Origin of the sequence: Lentzea nigeriaca (assembly GCF_016907955.1) — a bacterium.
GTDB lineage: Bacteria > Actinomycetota > Actinomycetes > Mycobacteriales > Pseudonocardiaceae > Lentzea > Lentzea nigeriaca.
This window is the reverse complement of record NZ_JAFBCX010000004.1, coordinates 573950-596101: the sequence shown is the minus strand read 5'-3', so window position 1 is coordinate 596101 and position 22152 is coordinate 573950. Positions and strand designations below refer to the sequence as shown.

The window sequence follows — 22152 nt, the reverse complement described above, 5'->3', positions numbered from 1 at the left end:
GTCAGACCCTGTTGAGGCCCGGCCTCCGGTCTTCGACGACGAAGGACGCCTTCGTCGTCACCGGAGCGCCGGGCTTCGACACGTAGTCGAGCCCGCGGAAGTCCGCCCGCACCTCCCGCGCGGTGAACTTCGTCCGCACGTACCCGCGCCGGTTGTTGAAGTACTTCACGTGCGGGTTCTCGGCGAGCATCGCGGGCGTCTCCGCGCGGGTCTCCGAGCCGTCACCGCCGGACGTGATCGACGTCGACACCAGTTCGGTCGCGACGGTCTTCGAGGTCGGGTCGTTCCACTTCTCCTTGACCTCGGCCGCCCACGCCGCGTGCACGTCACCGGTGAGCACGAGGGTGTTGCGCGTGTGGCGGAAACCGGCGGCCACCCGGTCGCGGTTCGCCGCGTAGCCGTCCCACGCGTCCATGTTGTTGGTCTCACCCGCACCGGGCGTGAAGTCGAGCTGCGAGAAGAACACCTGCTGCCCCAGCACGTCCCACCGCGCGTGCGAGCGCCTCAGGCCGTCCAGCAGCCACTTCTCCTGCTCGGCGCCGGTGATCGTGCGTGTCGGGTTGAGCCGCTCGGGGCACGCCTTCAGACCGTCACCGCACGCCTGATCATCGCGGTACTGCCGGGTGTCGAGCAGGTGGAAGTTCGCGAGCCCTCCCCACCGGATGCGCCGGTAGAGCTGCAGGTCGATGCCGTGCGGCTTGTTCCTGATCGGCATGTTCTCGTAGTAGGCCTGGAACGCCGCCGCCCGGCGCTGCAGGAAGTTCGGCTGCGGGATCTCCGGCTTCTCGGGGATCCCGTCCGCCCAGTTGTTGTCCACCTCGTGGTCGTCGAAGACCACCGCCCAGGGCGCCACGGCGTGGGCTTCCTGGAGGTCCTGATCGGTCTTGTACTGCGCGTGCCGCTGCCGGTAGTTCGCGAGCGTCTCGGTCTCCGGCCCCTCGTGGTCGCGCGGGTTGCCGCCCGGTGCCACGTACGCGCCCTTGGTGTACTCGTACTGGTAGTCGCCGAGGTGCAGGATCAGGTCGGGCTGGTCCTCGGCCATCCTGCGGTACGCGGTGAAGTAGCCGTGCTCGAACTGCGAGCAGGACGCGAACGCCATCGTGAGCCCGCTGCCCAACGCCCACGGCGCCAACGCCGTCCGCGTCCGGCCGGTCCGCGAGAGGTGCCCCTCCGCGTTGAAGCGGTAGAAGTACTCGCGGCCGGGCAGGAGTCCGCGCACGTCCACATGGACGCTGTGGCCCTCCTCAGGCCGTGCGAACGCCGTGCCGCGGCGGACGACCAGGCGGAACCGCTCGTCCAGCGCGAGCTCCCACTTCACCTCGACGACGCGGGACGGCATGCCGCCCATGCCGTCCTCCGCGAGCGGGCTGGGTGCCAGTCGGGTCCACAGGACCACGCCGTCGAAGGTGGGGTCGCCGGAAGCGACCCCCAACGTGAACGGATCGGACAACCGATCCGAGCCGGCGCCGACGGTGATGAGCGCAAGTCCCCCGATGAGGAGTGCGCGTCGCGTCACTCGAGTCATGGTGAGACCTTCACGCACCAGGGTGGCTGTCAGGTGAACGCTTCCCTAAAGCTTGTGGAGTCCGGGGTTCCGGTCCTCCACGGCGAACGACGCCTTGGTGCGGACAGGCGAACCCGGCCGCGTCACGTAGTCGAGGCCGCGGAAGTCCGTCCGCAGCTCCTCCGGCGTGAACCTGGTCAGCGTGTACCCGCGCCGGTTGTTGAAGTACTTCACGTGCGGGTTCTCCTTGAGCCACAACGGAGTCTCGGGGTACTCCTCGGAACCGTCGCCGCCGGCCGTGATCGACGTCGTCACCAGTTCGGTCGCGAGCGTCCTCGACGACGGGTCGTCCCAGCGCTGCTTGACCTCCGCGCCCCACGCCGCGTGCACGTCGCCGGTGAGCACGATCGGGTTCCGGACGTCGGTGAACCGTGCCACCACCCGGTCCCGGTCGGCGGCGTAGCCGTCCCACGCGTCCAGCAGGAACTTGTCGACGTCGCCGGGGATGTAGTCGTACTGCGAGAAGAACACCTGCTGTCCCAGTACGTCCCAGCGCGCCGACGACTCGCGGAACCCCTGGAACAGCCACGCTTCCTGGTCGTCGCCGAGCATCGTCCGCTCCGGCGCGAGTCGTTCCGGGCAGAGCTGCAGGCCGTCCCCGCAGGCCTGGTCCGTCCGGTACTGGCGGGTGTCGAGCATGTGGAACGTCGCCAGCGAGCCCCACCGGATCCGCCGGTACAGCCTCGGTGACCTGCGGATCGGCATGTTCTCGTAGTAGGCCTGGAACGCCGCGGCCCTGCGTTTGGCGAAGTCGGCCTGCGGAGTGTCGGGCTGCAGGCCCGCCCAGTTGTTGGCGATCTCGTGGTCGTCCCAGACGGTCGCCCACGGCGCGGCGGCGTGCGCGGCCTGCAGGTCGGGATCGGTCTTGTACTGGGCCTGCCGCCGGCGGTAGTCCGCCAGGGTCGTGGTGGTGGGGCCCTCGACGTGGCGGACGTTGCCGGTCGGCGAGAGGTGGATGCCGCTCACGTACTCGTAGGTGTAGTCGCCGAGGTGCAGCACCAGGTCGGGTTCGTCCTCCGCCAGCCTGCGGTACGCCGTGAAGTAGCCGTGCTCGTACTGCGCGCACGACGCGAAGGCCATCGTCAGCGGTACATGTAAAGCACTTCGCAGAGGAGCCGTGCGCGTGCGGCCCGCCCGCGAGAGGTGGTTGAGCGCCTTGAAGCGGTAGAAGTACTCGCGGCCCGGTTCCAGTCCGGCGAGTTCGACGTGGACGGTATGGCCTTCCTCAGGTCGAGCGAGGGTGGAGTCCTGCTGGACGATCCGGGTGAATCGTTCGTCGTCGGCGACCTGCCACTCGACGTCGATCGGACGCCCCGGCATGCCTCCCAGGCCGTCCTCCGCGAGCGGTTCGCGGGCCAGCCGGGTCCACAACACCACCCCGTCGGGTGTCGGGTCACCCGAGGCCACACCGAGTGTGAAAGGGTCGGCCGGACTGGCGGACGCGGCGGCCGAGAACGCTGTGACTCCCGCCACGCCTGCGAGCAGCAGCGTTCGGCGCGTCAAGGTGGGCATGCCCTGAATACGGCTCCCGATGGGTGAGTGGTTCGGGGCCCTCGTTGAAGGGTTGGCACTCTCGTGGGTAGAGTGCCAATTGCACGGCACCAGCACCGCCCCGACCCCCGCGACGGCGGGGTGGCAGGAGCCGTAACAACGAAACCTGCCAACGACCCGTGGAGGTCATCCCGGTGAGCGTGAACATCAAGCCGCTCGAGGACAAGATCGTCGTTCAGGCCTCCGAGGCTGAGACGACCACCGCCTCCGGCCTCGTGATCCCGGACACCGCGAAGGAGAAGCCCCAGGAGGGCAAGGTCCTCGCGGTGGGCCCCGGCCGCATCGACGACAAGGGCAACCGCGTCCCGCTGGACGTCGCTGTCGGCGACGTCGTCATCTACTCGAAGTACGGCGGCACCGAGGTCAAGTACAACGGCGAGGAGTACCTGATCCTCTCCGCCCGCGACGTGCTGGCCGTCGTCAACTAAGACGCTGCGGCTGACATGCCTGACGCCCCGGCGCCCCATCCCGGGGCTACCGGGGCGTTTCGCTACCAGAGAGGCTTTGACTTAAATGCCCAAGCAGATCAGCTTTGACGAGGACGCTCGTCGGGCTCTCGAGCGCGGCGTGAACAAGCTCGCGGACACGGTCAAGGTCACCCTTGGCCCGCGCGGGCGCCACGTCGTCCTCGACAAGAAGTTCGGTGGCCCGACGGTCACCAACGACGGCGTGACGATCGCCCGCGAGATCGAGCTGGACGACGCGTTCGAGAACCTCGGCGCGCAGCTCGCCAAGTCGGTCGCCACCAAGACCAACGACGTCGCGGGTGACGGCACCACCACCGCCACCGTGCTGGCGCAGTCCCTCGTGAAGGAAGGCCTGCGCAACATCGCCGCGGGCGCGAACCCGACCGCGCTCGGCCGTGGCATCCAGGCCGCCGCCGACGCCGTCGTGGACGCGCTCAAGGGCAAGGCCACCCCGGTCAAGGGCCGCGACAACATCGCCCAGGTTGGCACCGTCTCCTCGCGGGACGAGTCGATCGGCGCGCTGCTCGGCGAGGCCATCGAGCGCGTCGGCGAGGACGGTGTCATCACCGTCGAGGAGTCGTCCACGCTCGCGACCGAGCTGCAGATCACCGAGGGTGTCCAGTTCGACAAGGGCTACATCTCGACGCACTTCTCGACCGACCTCGAGGCGCAGGAGGCCGTCTACGAAGACGTCCGCATCCTGCTGCACCGCGAGAAGATCTCGGCCCTGGCCGACGTCCTCCCGATCCTCGAGAAGGTCGCGGAGTCCGGCAAGCCGCTGCTGATCATCGCCGAGGACGTCGAGGGCGAGGCCCTGTCCACGCTGGTGGTCAACGCCGTGCGCAAGACGCTGAAGGTCGTCGCCGTGAAGGCGCCGTTCTTCGGTGACCGCCGCAAGGCGTTCCTGGACGACCTCGCGGTCGTCACCGGCGGCGAGGTGATCTCCGCGGAGATCGGCCTGAAGCTGTCCGAGACCACGCTCGACCAGCTGGGCTCCGCCCGCCGTGTCGTCGTGACCAAGGACGACACCACGATCGTCGACGGTGGCGGCACCAAGGCCGACATCGCCGCTCGCGCGGAGCAGCTGCGCCGCGAGATCGAGGCCACGGACTCCGACTGGGACCGCGAGAAGCTCCAGGAGCGCCTCGCGAAGCTCTCCGGCGGCATCGCCGTGATCAAGGTCGGCGCCGCCACCGAGACCGAGCTCAAGGAGCGCAAGCACCGCATCGAGGACGCGGTCGCCGCCACGAAGGCCGCGGTCGAGGAGGGCATCGTCCCCGGCGGTGGTTCCGCGCTGATCCACGCCTCGAAGGTGCTGGACGACAAGCTCGGTCTCACCGGTGACGAGGCCACGGGCGTCGTGCTGACCCGCAAGGCCCTCGAGGCACCGCTGTTCTGGATCGCCGCGAACGCCGGCCTCGAAGGCGCCGTCGTGGTGAACAAGGTCCGCGAGGGCGAGTGGGGCTTCGGCATCAACGCGGCCTCGCTGGAGTTCGGCGACCTGCTCGACCAGGGCATCATCGACCCGGTCAAGGTCACCCGCTCCGCAGTCGCCAACGCCGCCTCCATCGCGCGCATGGTGCTCACGACCGAGAGCGCCGTCGTCGAGAAGAAGGTGGAAGAGGCTCCTGCCGCCGGCCATGGCCACGGCCACGGGCACGGCCACTGAGTTTCTTCGAACTCAAAAGAGAAACCGGGTCGGTACCTTTCGTTTGGTGCCGACCCGGTTTTTTCGTCTAGACGATCGCCAATTGGCGCTTGCGTGCCTTGATGATGTTGTCACGCTCGGATTCTGAGAGCCCGCCCCAAATTCCATAGGGTTCCTGCACGGCGAGCGCGTGCCTGCGACACATCTCCAGCACCGGGCACGCCAGGCAGACGGCCTTGGCGCGGGCTTCCCGTCGTGCTCTTGCCGGACCGCGTTCACCGTCGGGGTGGAAGAAGAACGCGCTGTCCATACCCCGGCACGAACCGCGCATCTGCCAGTCCCAGAGATCAGCGTTGGGACCGGGGAGCCTTCGGGTGTCCGCCATCGAGACCGCCTCCGTGACGACTGCTCCATTCGGCTTAACGATGATCCACCGTAGAACCGCGTCAAAACTTGTTCAAGAGGCTGAAGACCCTTATCAACTGATGGGTGACGGCACGCGTGTTCGATCACTCACCGCCCGGAGTTGCCACCCGGATGAGGTGAACGGAACATGGCTCTCGTGATGACACAGCCGGAGCACAGATCTGCCGGTAGTCACACGAGTGAGCCCCTTCTCTCAGTGGCCGCGGTGGCCAGGCGACTCGGCGTGGCTCCCGCCACCCTTCGCACCTGGGACCGCCGGTACGGGCTCGGGCCGAGCGGTCACACGACCGGGCGACACCGGAAATACGGGCCCCTGGATGTAGCTCGCTTGGAATTGATGCAGCGCGCTCTTCTTCGTGGCGCGTCATCGGCCGAGGCGGCTCGATTCGCTTTGGACTCGAAATCTTCGATGACGCATGGCGAGGTTCCCATCGCACCAACGGGTGGTGGCCGCGGTCTGAAATTGGCGGGTGCGTCTCGATTGGCGCGCGGGCTCGGCCGGGCGGCGCTCGCGATGGACTCCATCGCCGTACAGGGAATGCTCGCCGACTCCCTCGCGTCCGACGGGGTGATCGCGACCTGGGACGAGGTCGTGCGCCCGGTGCTGACGGCCGTCGCCGCGCGGTGGCAGCTGTCCGGTGCCGGCGTCGAGGTCGAGCACCTGTTGAACGAGTGCGTGCTCGCTGCGTTCGTGCGCGCGACACCGCTCGTGACTCTCGGGCGCAACCATCGGCCCGTGTTGCTGGCGTGCATGCCGGAGGAGAGGCACAACCTTCCGCTCTATCCGTTGGCTGCCGAGCTGGCCCGACGCGGTGTGGTCGTGCGGCAGCTCGGGGCGGCTCTTCCGGTGGACGCGTTGGCCGCCGCGGTGCGCCGGACTGCTCCTTCCGCGGTCGTGTTGTGGGCGCAGCTGCCGCGGTACGCCGATCCCGGAGTGATCTCCGCTCTGCCACGCACGCGGCAGCAGGTGAGATTGTTCGTGGGTGGGCCGGGGTGGCGGCGCGGAGTGGTCACCGCACCCGCCGAGCGCGTGGACGATCTGGCTGACGCCGTTGCCGCCGTCGAAGCGGCCGTGACCTGACGGCACACTCTTCCCCGTGGAAGAGGAACTGCGCCGAGCCGCCTTCGGTGACTCACCCGATCTGGACGTCTGGTCAGCGCTCTCCTCGCCCGACCCGCGTATTCGGTGGCTCGCTGCCGTCGTCCTCGGCGGCCAGGGCCACTACGCCGCCGCCGCGACCGTGTTGGATGCGCTCCGTCACGACCCCGACCCGGTGATCGCGTCCCTTTCCCTCTCCACCCGCGCGTCGCACCACCGCCAGCTCGGGGCTCATCACCTCGCCCGCCCTCTCGACGGCTTGGCGCTCGCACGCGTTCAGACCGCGGACGGCGGTGATCCGGACGGCGTCGATGCGCTCGGTGCCCGGACGGACGCCCTGCTCGGTCTCGCGGCCGACTCCCTCGGTGCCGGTCGGCTGGGCGAGGCCCGGCGGTTGCTCGGGCGAATCGAGACGGGTTCGTGGAGGAGTGAGGTCCGGCGGGGATGGGTAACCGCCGAGGTTGAGCTCGCGTCCGGTCAGGCGCACGCCGCGGTGGCGCCCGCTGAGCACGCGTACGGGGTGGCGACGAGCAGAAAAGCTCTCCGGCACGAGCTCAAGTCGGCGCTCGTCCTCGGCACCGCGTTGGTCGTGTGGGGGACACCCGAGGGGTCGACAAGAGGTGTTGAACTAGTCGAGTGTGAGCTAAATCACAGTGTCACGAAGGCGCTTCATCCGTTGATCTGGCCGAGCGCTCTTGTCCTGGCGGGCCATGCCCCCACGGTGGGCGCAGTCGCCATCGACCGGGCGACGGAGGCTCTGAGCTGCGTGTTACGCAGAGCTGATCCCGTCAGCCGTCGGGTCGCCCTTGATTCCCCGTGGGTGCCGAGTGGGCTGCTCCGTTCCGGGGAACCCCCGAACGCAGACCCTCAGATGAACTTCTTGACGGATTAAGCACCGGATCGTGTCAAGGTTGGGCCGCGAGCGTCCGATAGGGGAGATGGAACGTCACTCGGCTGCAGGAAGGAGTCCCCGTGACCACGGTCCTTATTTGCGACGACCGGCGCAGTGTGCGGGAGGGTCTCACCCGCGTGATGTCGGCTGTCCCCGGGGTTAGCCGCATCGACTGCGTAGCGCACGGTGACGAGTTGTTGGCTCGCTTTTCCAGGCAGCCGGTTGACGTCGTTCTGGTGGGAACCCAGCGCGCCGTCCCGACCGGGGTGGAAGCAACAAGGCGACTCGTCTCCGCGAACCCGCAGGCAAACGTCATCGTGTTCGGAGCACCTGACGACGCCGGCAGCATCGCCGCCGCGATCGCCGGAGGTGCCCGCGGCTACCTGAGGTGGGACGCCTCGCGTCCCGAGCTTGTGGCAGCCCTCGCGCACACGCTCGCCAGCACCTCGGTGCCGGCGCCGCGCCAGCCCTCCGACCCTGGCGTGCAGCTCACGGAGCGCGAGCTCCAGGTGCTGCGCGGCATGAGCCAGGGCAAGAGCAACGGCCAGATCGGCCGCGAGCTCTACCTGTCGGAGGACACGGTGAAGACCCACGCGCGTCGCCTGTTCCGCAAGCTCGGTGTCCGTGACCGCGCCCAGGCGGTCGCGCACGGCTTCCGGCGCGGTCTCGTCCAGTAATCGACTCGCCGCACCGGCCCCGCGTCCTCATATGCCGCATGTGGGGACGCGGGGCCGGTGGCGTGAGACGGCTCACCTGCCGCACAGGTGATCCTTCCGGTCGCGCGTTTAGTCCAGCCCGGTGACAATGTCGCCGGGCTGGAGCAGTTCGGCGTGTCTGCTGGTCACCTGGGGTGTCCATACCCCGCTGATGAACAGAAGGCGGAAAGACCGGTACGGTGAGTGCTGCTGCAACGAGTCGCCGTGTGTGACTCGTGCTATTTCATGTCGGTACGCCAACAAGTAACACCAGGGCTGTTGTCTGCGATGACCAACTTGGGGGACGGACTGGACGCCGAAGTGGGCGCGGCCGTCGACGGCGACCGCCAGGCGATCGAACGCCTGCTGGCCTCCATTCGTCCTCTCGTGGTGCGGTACTGCCGCGCCAGAGTTGGCAGGCAGGAGCGAAGCTTCGCTTCGGCGGACGATGTGGCCCAGGAGGTGTGTCTCGCGGTGCTCACGGCATTGCCCAGCTACCGCGATCAGGGTCGGCCCTTCCTCGCGTTCGTTTACGGGATCGCGGCGCACAAGGTTGCCGATGCACATCGGTCTGCCGCCAGGAACCGCTCCGAGCCCGTTCCCGAAGTTCCCGACGCGCCGGAGACCGAAGCTGGTCCGGAGCAGCGGGCGATGCAGGGCGAACTCTCCGATCGGATGGCTGTACTACTGCGCGTCCTGCCGGAGAAGCAACGGGAGATCCTGCTGTTGAGGGTGGTGGTCGGGCTTTCCGCCGAGGAAACTGCCGAGGCGGTCGGTTCGACGCCGGGTGCGGTCCGGGTGGCGCAACACCGTGCGCTGGCTCGGCTCCGCAAGTCGCTGGCAGCGGAGGAGGTGGTCTGAGTGGCCGACGAGCACGGAAAGGACGACGAGCAAGTGCGCGGACAGGACGATAGAACCCCGCACGAACCCGTCGTGGCAGACGATCTTTCGGCTGTGCAGGCCGATGACAGGCTGCTGGACGCGCTGGGGTCCGCGACGCCAGGTGCGGCCGGCTCCTTGGTCGACGACGAACTGAACGCGTTGCTGCTCGCATGGCGCAACGAGGTGGAGACGGCGCCCTTCGGCGAGCTCGTCGACACCGACACCGCCATCGCCACGATCCAGGCTGCCCGGCCGCAGCCGGTGTCGCGGCACCGCTTCCTGATCCCCCTGGCCAGCGCCGCCGCGGTCCTCGCCATCGCCTTCACCGGCGTGAGCCTGGTCGCCCGCGACGCCCAGCCGGGCGACGCCCTCTGGAGCCTCACCCGAGTGCTCTACTCGGAGCACGCCAAGTCGATCGAAGCCGCCGCCATCGTGCGCAGCGACCTCGACTCGGCCCGCCTGGCCCTCCGCGAAGGCAAGGTCAACGAGGCCCGCGAGAAGCTCGACAAGGTGGAAGCCGGCCTCGGCTCGGTCTCGACCGCCGACGGCAAGGCCCAGCTCGAGGAAAAGCACAAGGAGCTCGCCAAGGAGCTCGACACCAACACCTCGACCACCACGCCACCCGCGGCGACAACTTCGCCGGTCACGCAGCCCACGAAGCCGACCCAGCCGTCGACCTCGTCCGCGCCACCGTCGAGCTCGCCGCCGGTCACCACCCAGCCGAGTCCGTCGACCTCGTCGGCGACGCCTCCGCCGCCCACCTCCGCCGGCGAGAACCCGCCGCCGCCTCCGGCTGATCCCGGGACGGTCACGCCTGGGTCCAACGGCGTTACTGGAGAGAGCACCGGGCAGACCGGATCCAACTGAGACGCAGTGTGAACGGCCCCTGATCTTTCGAGGTCAGGGGCCGTTCACATACTCTTGGCGGTCACACGTCGGGTGGAATGTGATTGGCCTGGCGGCTTGTCGCGGTGGTGCGGTTTGGTGGGTGGGTTCCAGCGGAGGGGTCGCCGGCGCGGGTTGCTCTGCCGTCGCGCTCCGGTCGTTGTCGCCCGGTCCACCCGTCGACACGCCAGTCGTGCGCTCGCCGAGCCATGCCCTGGCGACTCCCTGTCCCCAGCTCTGCTCGCTAGCCGCACCGCCCACCGCCCCGCTGGGCGCACACCTGGCGGGTGCGCAGCATCACTCCCAGGCCGCGGGCAGCCGCGCGGTCAGCGGGCCGACTCGGTAGCGGTTACGCCGTCCGCGTAGCCGCGGCAGTATTCCCAGCTCACGTAGGCGCCGGGGTCTGGGTCGAAGGCCGGTTCGTGCGGGCGCATGCGGCCGTCGGCCAGCAGCTGTTCGAGTGAGGCTCGCAACAGTGCCCAGTCGTGGTAGTGGGGTTCCTGGCACTCGCCGCAGTCCACGACGATGCCGCGGACACCGCGGTGTTCCAGCAGGGCCTGGTAGACGGCGAGGTCGCTCAGGTCGCTGACCAGCTCCGCTCGCTCGTCTTCGTCCATCGGGGGATGGTCGTGGTCTGGCTCGCCGAGGGTCAGCGCGGGGTCCTCGGGGTCGCCCTCGAAGGGGTCTGGTGGCAACGCGTCGTGCGGCACGACCCCGCACGGTACCCGCCGTACCCCCACACGCGTCCAGATACCATGGGCAGCACCGCCTCCGCCTGCGGAAACCTGACTCGCAGGAGGAGCGCAAGCCGCACGACGGAAGGCATGCCACCCGCCATGACCAGCGAGCTCAACGCTGACGGAGTCCCGAGCAAGTTCGCGATGCTGGGATTGACCTTCGACGACGTGCTCCTGCTGCCTGCCGAGTCGGACGTCGTTCCCAGTGGCGTCGACACGAGCACCAGGATCTCGCGCAACATCACCCTCAAGATTCCGCTGGCCAGCGCCGCCATGGACACGGTCACCGAGGGGCGGATGGCCATCTCCATGGCGCGGCAGGGCGGCATCGGCGTGCTGCACCGCAACCTGAGCGTCGAGGATCAGGCGCGGCAGGCGGAGACCGTCAAGCGGTCCGAGGCCGGCATGGTCACCGACCCGGTCACGTGCTCGCCGGACGACACGCTGGCCCAGGTCGACGCGCTGTGCGCCCGCTACCGCATCTCCGGTGTGCCGGTCACGGACGCCAACAACAAGCTGGTGGGCATCATCACGAACCGCGACATGCGGTTCGAGCTCGACCACACCAAGCGGGTCAGCGAGGTCATGACCAAGGGGCCGCTGGTCACCGCGCAGGTCGGCGTGTCGGCGGAGGCCGCGCTGGGGCTGCTGCGCCGCCACAAGGTCGAGAAGCTGCCGATCGTCGACGGTGACGGCAAGCTGCAGGGTCTGATCACGGTCAAGGACTTCGTCAAGACCGAGCAGTACCCGAACGCCACCAAGGACCCGGACGGCCGCCTGCTGTGCGCTGCCGCCGTGGGTGTGGGTGAGGACTCGTTCGTGCGCGCCATGACGCTCGCCGACGCCGGTGTCGACGTGCTGATGGTCGACACGGCGCACGGCCACTCGCGCGGTGTGCTCGAGATGGTCGCCCGCATCAAGAAGGAGCTCGGCGACTCCGTCGACGTCGTCGGCGGCAACATCGCGACGCGGGCCGGTGCTCAGGCGCTGGTCGACGCGGGTGCGGACGGCGTCAAGGTCGGTGTCGGGCCGGGTTCGATCTGCACCACGCGTGTCGTCGCGGGTGTCGGCGTGCCGCAGATCTCCGCGATCTACGAGGCGTCGCTCGCCTGCCGTCCCGCCGGTGTGCCGGTGATCGGTGACGGCGGCATCCAGTACTCCGGCGACATCGCCAAGGCCATCGCGGCCGGTGCGTCCGCCGTGATGCTCGGGTCGCTGCTCGCGGGCACCACCGAGGCGCCCGGCGACCTGATCCTGGTCAACGGCAAGCAGTTCAAGACCTACCGCGGCATGGGGTCGCTGGCGGCGATGCAGTCCCGCGGCGACGCCAAGTCGTACTCGAAGGACCGCTACTTCCAGGACGACGTGCTCAACGAGGACAAGCTCGTCCCCGAGGGCATCGAGGGCCGCACGCCGTTCCGCGGCCCGCTGTCGCAGGTCGTGCACCAGCTCAACGGCGGTCTGCGGGCGGCGATGGGCTACACGGGTTCCCGCACGATCGCCGAGCTGCAGAACCAGCAGCTCGTGCGCATCACCGCGGCGGGCCTGAAGGAGAGCCACCCGCACGACATCACGATGACCGTCGAAGCCCCGAACTACACCACCCGGTGACAGCAGCTCTGGGATAGGTGTCCGCGGAAAGCGCGGACCGGGTCGCTCCTGTCAGTGTCATTGCCGGGGGCGGCCCCCAGACCCCTGGAAGAGCCCTGAACACCGGGTCACCCCCGGACAGAGGAAGGAACGAAGGTGCGCGATCTGGTCGAGATCGGCATGGGCCGGACCGCGAGGCGGGCCTACGAGCTGGACGACATCGAGATCATCCCGTCCCGTCGCACGAGGTCGTCGAAGGACGTCTCGACGACGTGGCAGATCGATGCCTACCGCTTCGACATCCCGCTGATCACCCACCCGACCGACGCGATCGTGTCGCCGGGCGTCGCGGTCGCGGTCGGCGAGCTGGGCGGTCTCGGCGTGCTCAACGCCGAGGGCCTCTGGGCGCGGCACGGTGACGTTGACGAGGCGTTGTTCCGCCTGGTCCAGGCCACGGAGGACAGCGACGACCCGTCGGCGCCGGTGAAGGTGCTGCAGGAGCTGCACGCCGCCCCGCTGCGGATGGACCTGATCGCCGAGGCGATCAAGCAGATCCGAGAGTCGGGCGTCACCGTCGCGGTCCGCGTCAGCCCGCAGCGCGCGGCGGAGCTCACGCCGGACCTGCTGGCCGCGGGCGTCGAGATCCTGGTCGTGCAGGGCACGATCATCTCGGCCGAGCACGTGTCGCGTGACGGCGAGCCGCTGAACCTGAAGTCGTTCATCGCGGACCTCGACATCCCGGTGATCGCCGGCGGTGTCGGCGACTACCGCACCGCCATGCACCTGATGCGCACGGGCGCGGCGGGCGTGATCGTCGGCTACGGCTACACGCCGGGCGTCACCACCACCGACTCGGTCCTGGGCATCGGCGTGCCGATGGCCACCGCGATCGCCGACGCCGCGGCCGCCCGCCGCGACTACCTCGACGAGACCGGCGGCCGCTACGTGCACGTCATCGCCGACGGCGGTGTCATGACGAGCGGTGACGTGGCGAAGTCCATCGCCTGCGGTGCCGACGCCGTGATGCTGGGCGAGCCGCTGGCCGCCGCGACCGAGGCGCCCGGTCAGGGCCTGTACTGGACCGCCTCGTCCGCGCACCCGTCGGTGCCGCGCAGCCTCGTCGCCGAGGCGGTGGACCAGGAGCTCGACCTTCGCAAGCTGCTGTTCGGCCCGTCGTCCGACCCGCGCGGCGTGACGAACCTGTTCGGCGCGCTCAAGCGGGCCATGGCCAAGACCGGCTACTCCGACCTCAAGGAGTTCCAGAAGGTCGGCCTGACGATCCGCGGGTGAACTTGATCATCCTCCAGAAGGGTGCGCTCCGGCAGGGGCGCGCCCTTCTGCTTTGCTGGGACCGTGCCGCTCGTCGAGATCACCTACGCACCCCACGTCTCCCACAAGATCCTCAAGGAACTCGCCGCGATGCTCCCGCACGCGGTGTCGGTGGCCGTGGAGTGCCCGGAGGAGCCCTACGACGGCAACCTGCTGCCCGGCGACGTCGAACTCCGCTTCCGCTCGCGCGGCCCGTTCGACTCGAGCGGCATGGACCTGGTGATCGAGGTCCGCTCCAAGTGGTTCGAAAGCCGCGCGGCCAACCGCCAGGAGCGCGTCGACGGCCTGTGCAAGGCGGTGGAGGAAGCCACCGAACTGGCCGAGGTCGGCGTCTACCTGAGCCTCCCGGTGGCCGCCTGGGCACAAAGCTGATCTTGCAACCGACCCCACCACTCACGCGTCCTGAAAGGCATGGAGTTGGACATCCTGTTCGGCGGCAACAGCAACGACAGCAGTGACCTGGACACGATCGACGCGGACGCCGAGGTCCACGACGTCGAAGAACCCGAGAACGAGAACGGCATCGGCTGGAAGGTCCTGGCCCTGTTCGTCTGCGGCGGGCTGGTGATCACGGCGCTGGCGGTCGCCTTCATGGTGTGGGTCATCGAAGGTCTTGTTCTCTGAGCCAGGGGTGTCCGCCTCCGCCGGGCGCTTCGCGGACGCCGAGCAGGGCGGCCCGGTGACCGTCGCACGGCACGGCCGCAGGGCAGCCAGGCTGGCCGATGTGATCGGCAGGCTCGCGGGCGACGTGACAGGCGAGGAACCTGTGGTGCGTGAGCGGGTCCCGGACTGGCTCGCGCGGCGACTCGTGCACACGACCGGCGTGCCGGTCGGGATCGTCGGTTCTCCGTCTGAACCGATAGGGGACTAGGCGTTACCGGAAGTAACGCCTACTCTCCCGTTCATGGGTGAACTCGCCGGTAACTTCGACGTCGTCATCGTCGGCTCCGGGTTCGGTGGCAGCGTGGCCGCGCTCCGCCTGACCGAGAAGGGCTACCGCGTCGCCGTCCTCGAGGCGGGGCGCAGGTTCGCCGACGACGAGTTCGCCAAGACCAGCTGGAACCTGCGGAAGTACCTCTGGGCGCCGCAGCTGCGGTGCTTCGGCATCCAGCGCATCCACCTCCTGCGCAACGTCATGGTGCTGGCCGGCGCGGGGGTCGGCGGGGGCAGCCTCGTCTACGCCAACACGCTCTACCGGCCGCTCAAGCCGTTCTACGAGGACCGGCAGTGGGCGCACATCACCGACTGGCAGGACGAGCTGGAGCCGTTCTACGACCAGGCGAGCCGGATGCTCGGTGTGGTCACCAACCCCACGACGACCCCGAGCGACGTCGTCATGCAGAAGGTCGCGAAGGACATGGGGGTCGAGGACAGCTACCACCCGACGCCCGTCGGCGTGTTCTTCGGCGAGCCCGGCAAGAAGGCCGAGGATCCGTACTTCGGTGGCGCCGGGCCGGAACGCACCGGGTGCACCGAGTGCGGCAGCTGCATGTCCGGCTGCCGGGTCGGCGCCAAGAACACGCTGGTCAAGAACTACCTCTACCTCGCGGAGAAGCTGGGAGCACAGGTCTTCCCGCTGACCACCGTCACGCGGCTGCGTGAGAACGGCGGGCGGTGGACCGTCGAGACCAGGGCGACCGGTGGCCGGGCGCGGAGGACCTTCACCGCCGACCAGGTCGTGCTCGCCGCGGGCACGTGGGGCACCCAGCAGCTTCTGCACAAGGCCAGGGTGACCACGTTGCCGAAGATCTCCGCGAAGCTCGGCGAGCTGACCCGCACCAACTCGGAGTCGATCATCGGGGCCGGGCGGTTCTCGGTCGACCCGCGGAACGACTTCACCAAGGGCGTCGCGATCACGAGCTCCATCCACCCCGACGAGATCACGCACATCGAGCCCGTCCGGTACGGCAAGGGCAGCAACGCCATGGGGCTGCTGCAGACCATCGCCACGGACGGCGCGGCGAGCACGCCCCGGTGGCTGCAGTTCCTCCGGGAAGCGGTCAAGCACCCGGTGCGGCTCCTCAGGCTGCTGAGCGTGCACCGGTGGAGCGAGCGGACCGTGATCCTTCTGGTGATGCAGAGCCTCGACAACTCCATCACCACGTTCCTCAAGCGCGGCAAGCTCACCAGCAAGCAGGGGCACGGTGAGCCCAACCCCGCGTTCATCCCGGCCGGTCACGAGGCGAACCTGTTGGCCGCCAAGCACATCGACGGCATCGCGGGCGGCACGTGGGGCGAGTTGTTCAACATTCCCCTGACCGCGCACTTCATCGGGGGCTGCGCGATCGCCGCCACCGAGGAGGAAGGCGTGATCGACCCGTACCACCGCGTCTTCAACTATCCGGGACTGTCTGTTGTGGACGGTGCGGCGATCAGTGCGAACCTCGGCGTGAACCCGAGTCTCACGATCACGGCGCAGGCCGAGCGGGCGTTCTCGCTGTGGCCGAACAAGGGCGAGCAGGACCAGCGGCCGGACCAGCGGCAGCCGTACCGGAGGATCAACCCGACGAAACCGAAGAACCCGGCCGTTCCCGATCAAGCTCCAGCCGCATTGCGGTTGCCGATCGTGAAGGCCTCCTGAGCTGGTTTCATTTGGCTACGGTGTTCGCATGGCCAAAAAGCCGTTCGCCTCCAGTGCTGACCTCGCCCCGAAGGACGAGGCGTTCGTCGAGCTCGCCGAGGGCGTCTACACCCTGACCGCCGAAGGCGACCCCAACGTGGGGGCCATCGAGGCCGAGGACTTCCTGATCTGCTTCGAAGCGCGCGCCACACCCGCGGCCGCGCGACGGTGGCTCGCGCAGCTCAGGAAACACACGAAGAAGCCCGTCAGGTACCTCGTGCTCAGCCACTACCACGCCGTCCGCACGCTCGGCGCCAGCGCGTTCGACGCCCAGGAGATCGTCGCGCACGAGATGACGAGGGTGCTGATCGCCGAACGCGGGCAGCAGGACTGGGAGAGCGAGTACGGCCGCATGCCGCGGCTCTTCGAGAAGCCCGAGGAGATCCCCGGCCTGACCTGGCCGACGCTCACGTTCTCCGACCGCATGTCGATCCCGCTCGGCGGCGAACGCGGCGATCTCGTGCTGCAGCACCTCGGGCGTGGCCACACGGCGGGCGACATCGTGGCGTGGCTGCCGCAGCAGCGCATCCTCTTCGCCGGCGACCTGGTGGAGTCGCAGGCCGCGCTCTACACCGGTGACGCGTTCCACGACGAATGGGCGACGTCCACTTTGGACGAGATCGAGGACCTCGGTGCCGAGGTTCTCGTCGGCGGACGGGGCAAGGTCGCCCGCGACCGCATCGAGGTCGAGGCCGCGATCAACCAGAGCAGGCACTTCCTCAACGAGCTGCGCCGCACCGTCGGTGGGGTCCACGCCGAGGGCGGCACGCTCAAGCAGGCCTTCGAGCTGGCCCACAAGACGCTCGAACCACGCTACGGGCGTTGGCCGATCTTCGAGCACTGCCTGCCGTTCGACGTGAAGCGCTACTGGGACGAGTGCGACGGCAAGGACTGGCCGGAGATCTGGACCGCCGAACGCGACCGCGCCGTCTGGGACGCCCTGCAATGACGGTGCTCGTCGTCGGCGCCGGACCGGTCGGGCTCACCGCCGCGCTGTTCCTCGCGAGAGCCGGCGTCCCGAGCGTGGTCCTGGAGCAGGCGGAGCAGCGCAACCAGCAGGGCAGCCGCTCGATCTGCGTGCAGCGGGACGTCCTGGAGATCCTCGAACGGATCGGCGTCGGCCAGGCGGTCGCCGACGCGGGCGTCACCTGGTACACCGGCCGCACCTACCACCGCGACCGCGAGGTGCTGACCCTGACCTTCCCGGAGGCCGAGGGCTTCCCGCCGTTCGTGAACACCCCGCAGACCGTCGTCGAGCAGCTGTTGGAAGAACGCGTCCGCGCTGAGCCGCTCATCGAGCTCCGCTACGGCCACGCGCTCCAGGCCCTGACCCAGGACGACGAGGGAGTGTCCACAGAGGACGGAATCAGGGCGACCCACTGCATCGCGGCGGATGGCGTGCACTCGACGGTGCGGCAGCTCCTGGACATCCCGTTCGACGGCTTCTCGTTCGACGACAGGTTCATCATCGCCGACGTCCGCGTCGACCTGGACTTCGAGACACCGGAACGACGCTTCTACTTCGACCCGCCGTGGAATCCGAGCCAAGAAGGAATTCGGCCCAGTCAGGTTCTCCTGCACCCGCAACCGAAGGGCGTCTGGCGGATCGACTGGCAGGTCGCGGAGGACGTCCAGCTCACCGACGACCACATCCGCGCGATCGTCGGGGACAAGCCGTACGAGGTGGTCTGGCAGTCGACCTACCGCTTCCACCAGCGCCGCGCCAGGACGTTGCGCAAGGGCAGGATCCTGCTCGCCGGCGACGCCGCGCACGTCATGAGCCCGTTCGGCGCGCGCGGCCTCAACTCGGGGATCTGCGACGCCGACAACGCGGCGTGGAAGATCGCCGCCGACCGCACCGGCGAGGCGGGCCCGCGCCTGCTCGACTCCTACGACGCGGAACGCGGTGCGGCCGCCGACGAGAACCTCCGCATCACCGGCGACACCATGCGGTTCCTGGTGCCGGGCAACGAAGAGGAGCGAGCCCACCGGCAGAAAGCGCTGGAAACCGGTGAAGGCATCGACTCCGGCAAGCTCTTCACCCCCTTCACGTACGAGAACTCCCCGCTCACGACGGACGGCGGCGAGCTCGTCCCGAACTCCCGCACCGCGGGACCGGGCTTCACCACGCGGAACGGCTGGCTGATCAGACCGGACGGGCACGTCGCCGCACATCGTTGCGACGATCAGGTGAAACGTCGCGCGCTCGGCTGGTAGGGCAACCGCCTGCAAGAGGCGAGCGTGTTCACGCCATGGGGGTAAACAGGCGAACTTTCTTGCAGGGCACCGCACTCGCTGTCGCAGGCTTGGGGATGGGCACCGCGACAGCCGCTGTCGCCGACCCGAACTGGGCGAAGCTGCGCAAACGGCTCGGTGAGCGGCTGGTGCTGCCGCGGGATCCCGGTTACGACGAGCTCCGGGTGCCGTGGAACACGATCTACGCGCAGCGCAGACCGGCCGCGATCGCCAGGTGCGTCCGGCCGGAGGACGTGCAGGCGTGCCTGGACTTCGCGTCGCACGAACGCATCCCGGTGGCCGCGCGCAGCGGCAAGCACAGCTACGCGGGCTATTCGCTGCCGGAGAACGGCCTGGTCGTCGACCTCGCCGGCATGTCGGCGGTCGAGGTCGCGGGTAGTCGCGCACGGGTCGGCGCCGGGGCCCGGCTGCTGCCCGTCTACGAGGCCGTCGGTGGAGCGGGCCAGGCCCTGCCTGCCGGAACGTGTCAGACGGTCGGCATCGGCGGGCTCGCGCTCGGCGGGGGCATCAGCGTGATCGGCCGCAAGTACGGCCTCACCTGCGACCACCTGGTGAGCGCCAGGATCGTGACGCCGGACGGCTGCCTGCGCACGGTCTCCGCGCACGAGGAACCCGACCTGTTCTGGGCGTTGCGCGGTGGTGGTGGCGGCAACTTCGGCATCGTCACGCAGTTCACCTTCCGCACCGATCCCGCGCCCGACCTGACCGTGTTCGAGCTCCGCTACCCGGCGGGTGCGTCGGCGGACGTGTTCGACGCGTGGCAGGAGTGGATGGCGCAGGCACCGGACGAACTGTGGTCCGGCTGCACGATCGAAGCGGGCCCGGCGTCGGTCCCGAACGTCGGCGGCGTGTACGTCGGCCCGAAGAAGAACCTGCTGCCGCTGCTGGACCGGATGCCGCCCGGCCGGCGCGAGGTCCGGGAGATGAGCTACCTGGAGGCGATGCGGTACTACGCGGGAGGGCCGGGACCTGGCTTCCCGTTCGTGGCGTCGTCGCGCATGCTCCGCCGTCACGTCCCGGGCTCGCGGGTCGTGGACCTCCTGCGCGACCAGCACGACGGCGCGATCCTGTTCGACTCGTTCGGCGGCGCGCTCGGGCGAGTCCCCGCGGACGCCACGGCGTTCCCGCACCGCGATGCCACGGCCAGCGCGCAGATCTTCTTCGGTGCGAACGACAGGACCGAGGCGGAGACGCGCCGCGTGGTCGCGGGTGTGCGGGACGGGCTCCGCGCGGGCACCACGGGGTACGTGAACTACATCGACCCGGAGATGCCCGACTGGCCGACCGCCTACTACGGCCGCAACCTCGCGCGGCTCAAGCGGGTCGCGCGACGGTACGACCCGGACCGCGTGCTGGCCTTCCCGCAGGGGCTATAGCGGGATACCCGTCAGCACCGTCACCCGTTCCTCGGTGAAGTCCTCCATCGCCGACCGGACGCCCTCACGTCCGGTGCCCGAGCCCTTCACGCCGCCGTAGGGCATCTGGTCGGCGCGGTAGGACGGAACGTCGCCGATGATCACGCCACCGACCTCGAGCTCGGCCGCCGCCTCGAACGCCACCTGCACGTCACGCGTGAACACACCGGCCTGCAGCCCGTACTTGGTGTCGTTGGCCTGCGCGAACGCCTCCTCGACGCCGTCGACGACCGACACCACGAGCACCGGGCCGAAGATCTCCTCGGTCCACAGCTTGGCGCTGAACGGCACGTCCGCCACCACGGTCGGCTCGACGGTCGACCCGGTCCGCTTGCCGCCGAGCAGCACGCGCGCGCCCGCGTCGGCGGCCATGTGGACCCACTCCTCGACGCGGCGGGCGTTGTCCTCGTCGATCAACGGGCCGACCTCGACCTCGGGGTCGTGCGGGTCGCCGGTCTTCAACGCGCCCACGGCGTCGACCAGCTTCGGCACGAACTCGTCGGCGACCGAGCGGTCCACGATCACCCGCTGCACGGCGATGCACGACTGCCCCGCCTGGTAGTTGCCGAACGTCGCGATGCGCTGCGCCGCGTGGTCGAGGTCCGTCCAGTCAGGACAGACGATGGCGGCCGCGTTGGAACCCAGCTCCATCACGACGTGCTTGCGCGGCGCGGCTTCCATCAGCGACCAGCCGACCTTCGTGGAGCCGGTGAACGAGATGACGGGCAACCGCTCATCTTTCACCAGGACGTCCATGTCCTTGCCCCGCACGGGAAGGATCGAGAACGCTCCCTCCGGCAGGTCGGTCTCGGCCAGGATCTCGCCCAGCAGCAGAGCCGACAGAGGCGTGGCCGACGCGGGCTTGACGATCACCGGTGCTCCCACCGCGAGCGCCGGCGCGACCTTGTGCGCCACCAGGTTCAGCGGGAAGTTGAACGGCGCCACGGCCAGCACCGGCCCGCGCGGGACGTGCCGCACGATCGCCATCCGCCCCACACCGTTCGGGTCGGTGTCGAGCCGCTGCAGCCCACCGGTGAACCGGCGTGCCTCCTCCGCCGCGAACCGGAACGTGTTGACCGCCCGCGACACCTCGATCTCGGCCCACTTGAGCGGCTTGCCGTTCTCTGCGGTGATCGTCTCGGCGATCTCCTCCGCGCGCTCGGCGAGCGTCCGCGAGACCTGCAGCAACGCCTCGGCCCGCACGTGCGCGGGTGTTCGCCGGAACTCCTTCGCCACGGCCGCGGCCGCCGCCACCGCGCGTTCGATCTGCTCTGCGCCCGGCACGGCGACCGAGGCGACCTCGGTGCCGTCGAACGGGTGGAAGACCTCTGACGCCTGCTCGCCCTGCTCGGGGCGGCCGGCGATCCAGCACGGCCTGGGTTGCGGCGTGAACGCGTCCATGGACCTCACGTTAGGCCCTATTGGCCTGCACGTACCTGATGAGACCCATGTAGTAGTCGTCGTGGCGCTCAGCGCGTTGCCGTGTGTACGCCGGGTGCTCCCTGATCAGCCGAATCGCGTCCTCCAGACGTATGAGGACGTGCTTGTCGTCGTACGCACAGCCGTACGTCTCGCAGAACAGATGGGCACGTCGTTCCCGGTCGTGCGGCAGCCCGAAGACGAACTGGATGATCGCCCAGCTGACGTCCCACCAGCGCGGACCTGGGTGTGCCGAGTCGAAGTCGAACACGCCCACCGGCAAACCGTCCCGGTAGACGGTGTTGTACGGCGCGAAGTCGCCGTGCAGTACGACCTCGACCGGCTCCCTGGCGGGATGCTGCCACCCGTCGAGTCGATCGACGAGCGGAGCCGTCGCATCGTGCAGCCTGCGCAGCATCCGCGCCGACTCGATCAACGAGGCGTCGTCGGACGGGAACACGTGGCCAACGTCACCGGGCAGGTAGCTGAGCAGTTCGTGCTCGCCGTCCAGCCCGAGCGGAACCGGCGCGATCCCCAGAGGTGCCAAGTGCCGCAACAACTCGTGCACCCGCGGCGCCCACGGACCGGCCGGTCTGCGCACCGCGTCACCCACCCTGAACACCTGGTTCAGCCCGCCACCGGTCAGCAGCTCCCCGTCCACGCATGACATCCTTGGC

General features: G+C 69.1%; 22 protein-coding genes and 1 pseudogene. 17 read left to right on the top strand and 6 right to left on the bottom strand.

Annotated features, from left to right (window positions below; translation table 11 throughout):
- Position 1: 1 nt before the first annotated feature.
- The gene (locus JOD27_RS17315; RefSeq protein WP_204763248.1) at positions 2–1525 is read right to left on the bottom strand and encodes an alkaline phosphatase D family protein; all 1524 of its coding nucleotides are present in this window, start codon (positions 1523–1525) and stop codon (positions 2–4) included.
- Positions 1526–1570: 45 nt separating this feature from the next.
- The gene (locus JOD27_RS17310) at positions 1571–3076 is read right to left on the bottom strand and encodes an alkaline phosphatase D family protein (protein WP_204763247.1); all 1506 of its coding nucleotides are present in this window, start codon (positions 3074–3076) and stop codon (positions 1571–1573) included.
- Positions 3077–3249: 173 nt separating this feature from the next.
- Here JOD27_RS17310 and groES point away from each other — a divergent pair, with 173 nt between their 5' ends.
- On the top strand, positions 3250–3543 hold the full coding sequence (gene groES, locus JOD27_RS17305) for a co-chaperone GroES (RefSeq protein WP_030478362.1): 294 nt from the start codon (positions 3250–3252) through the stop codon (positions 3541–3543).
- Positions 3544–3628: 85 nt separating this feature from the next.
- On the top strand, positions 3629–5251 hold the full coding sequence (groL, locus tag JOD27_RS17300; protein WP_204763246.1) for a chaperonin GroEL: 1623 nt from the start codon (positions 3629–3631) through the stop codon (positions 5249–5251).
- Between the two features lie 67 nt (positions 5252–5318).
- Here the strand turns inward: groL and JOD27_RS17295 are convergent, their stop codons facing one another.
- Positions 5319–5615, bottom strand: coding sequence for a WhiB family transcriptional regulator (locus JOD27_RS17295; protein ID WP_204763245.1), 297 nt, complete (start codon positions 5613–5615; stop codon positions 5319–5321).
- A 168-nt stretch (positions 5616–5783) separates the two neighbouring features.
- On the opposite strand from JOD27_RS17295, the pseudogene JOD27_RS45015 reads away from it, so the two are divergent.
- From JOD27_RS45015 to JOD27_RS17270, 6 genes and pseudogenes are all read left to right on the top strand, one after another.
- Positions 5784–5981 (top strand): annotated as a pseudogene (locus tag JOD27_RS45015) (MerR family transcriptional regulator); the annotation flags it as partial.
- Positions 5982–6137: 156 nt separating this feature from the next.
- The gene (locus JOD27_RS45010) at positions 6138–6737 is read left to right on the top strand and encodes a hypothetical protein (RefSeq protein WP_239567624.1); all 600 of its coding nucleotides are present in this window, start codon (positions 6138–6140) and stop codon (positions 6735–6737) included.
- Positions 6738–6753: 16 nt separating this feature from the next.
- Complete coding sequence (locus tag JOD27_RS17285; RefSeq protein WP_204763243.1) at positions 6754–7647, top strand: hypothetical protein; 894 nt, start codon at positions 6754–6756, stop codon at positions 7645–7647.
- Positions 7648–7727: 80 nt separating this feature from the next.
- Positions 7728–8324, top strand: a complete 597-nt coding sequence (locus JOD27_RS17280; protein WP_030471988.1) for a response regulator transcription factor — start codon at positions 7728–7730, stop codon at positions 8322–8324.
- Positions 8325–8630: 306 nt separating this feature from the next.
- Positions 8631–9203 (top strand): sigma-70 family RNA polymerase sigma factor, encoded by a 573-nt coding sequence (locus tag JOD27_RS17275; RefSeq protein WP_030471987.1) that lies wholly within the window; start codon positions 8631–8633, stop codon positions 9201–9203.
- Positions 9204–9296: 93 nt separating this feature from the next.
- Positions 9297–10091 (top strand): anti-sigma-D factor RsdA, encoded by a 795-nt coding sequence (locus JOD27_RS17270; RefSeq protein ID WP_307830175.1) that lies wholly within the window; start codon positions 9297–9299, stop codon positions 10089–10091.
- 344 nt (positions 10092–10435) lie between these two features.
- On the opposite strand, the gene JOD27_RS17265 is transcribed toward JOD27_RS17270, so the two are convergent.
- Positions 10436–10819 (bottom strand): DUF5319 domain-containing protein, encoded by a 384-nt coding sequence (locus tag JOD27_RS17265; RefSeq protein WP_204763241.1) that lies wholly within the window; start codon positions 10817–10819, stop codon positions 10436–10438.
- Positions 10820–10945: 126 nt separating this feature from the next.
- On the opposite strand from JOD27_RS17265, the gene guaB reads away from it, so the two are divergent.
- The 9 genes from guaB to JOD27_RS17220 all read left to right on the top strand — a co-directional run bounded on the left by guaB (position 10946) and on the right by JOD27_RS17220 (position 20017).
- Positions 10946–12457, top strand: a complete 1512-nt coding sequence (gene guaB, locus JOD27_RS17260) for an IMP dehydrogenase (RefSeq protein ID WP_204763240.1) — start codon at positions 10946–10948, stop codon at positions 12455–12457.
- A gap of 135 nt (positions 12458–12592) precedes the next feature.
- A complete protein-coding gene (locus tag JOD27_RS17255) occupies positions 12593–13726 on the top strand; it encodes a GuaB3 family IMP dehydrogenase-related protein (RefSeq protein WP_189257533.1) in 1134 nt (377 codons plus the stop codon).
- A 63-nt stretch (positions 13727–13789) separates the two neighbouring features.
- Positions 13790–14137 carry a hypothetical protein gene (locus JOD27_RS17250; protein ID WP_307830174.1) on the top strand — a complete coding sequence of 116 codons (348 nt, stop codon included), beginning with the start codon at positions 13790–13792 and terminating at the stop codon, positions 14135–14137.
- Between the two features lie 39 nt (positions 14138–14176).
- Positions 14177–14389: a hypothetical protein gene (locus JOD27_RS17245; protein ID WP_204763239.1), complete on the top strand. Its 213-nt coding sequence runs from the start codon at positions 14177–14179 to the stop codon at positions 14387–14389.
- Positions 14379–14636, top strand: coding sequence for a hypothetical protein (locus tag JOD27_RS17240; RefSeq protein ID WP_204763238.1), 258 nt, complete (start codon positions 14379–14381; stop codon positions 14634–14636). Before JOD27_RS17245 ends, JOD27_RS17240 begins: the two co-directional genes overlap by 11 nt.
- Positions 14637–14669: 33 nt before the next feature.
- Positions 14670–16346, top strand: coding sequence for a GMC family oxidoreductase (locus JOD27_RS17235; protein ID WP_204763237.1), 1677 nt, complete (start codon positions 14670–14672; stop codon positions 16344–16346).
- A gap of 28 nt (positions 16347–16374) precedes the next feature.
- The gene (locus tag JOD27_RS17230) at positions 16375–17334 is read left to right on the top strand and encodes an MBL fold metallo-hydrolase (RefSeq protein WP_204763236.1); all 960 of its coding nucleotides are present in this window, start codon (positions 16375–16377) and stop codon (positions 17332–17334) included.
- A complete protein-coding gene (locus tag JOD27_RS17225) occupies positions 17331–18602 on the top strand; it encodes an FAD-dependent monooxygenase (protein WP_204763235.1) in 1272 nt (423 codons plus the stop codon). Before JOD27_RS17230 ends, JOD27_RS17225 begins: the two co-directional genes overlap by 4 nt.
- A gap of 35 nt (positions 18603–18637) precedes the next feature.
- Positions 18638–20017, top strand: a complete 1380-nt coding sequence (locus tag JOD27_RS17220; protein ID WP_204763234.1) for an FAD-binding oxidoreductase — start codon at positions 18638–18640, stop codon at positions 20015–20017.
- Here the strand turns inward: JOD27_RS17220 and JOD27_RS17215 are convergent.
- Both JOD27_RS17215 and JOD27_RS17210 read right to left on the bottom strand, forming a co-directional pair.
- A complete protein-coding gene (locus JOD27_RS17215; protein WP_204763233.1) occupies positions 20012–21457 on the bottom strand; it encodes an aldehyde dehydrogenase family protein in 1446 nt (481 codons plus the stop codon). The two genes, JOD27_RS17220 and JOD27_RS17215, sit on opposite strands and share 6 nt — an antisense overlap.
- A gap of 10 nt (positions 21458–21467) precedes the next feature.
- Positions 21468–22136 (bottom strand): aminoglycoside phosphotransferase family protein, encoded by a 669-nt coding sequence (locus JOD27_RS17210; protein WP_204763232.1) that lies wholly within the window; start codon positions 22134–22136, stop codon positions 21468–21470.
- Between the last annotated feature and the right edge of the window lie 16 nt (positions 22137–22152).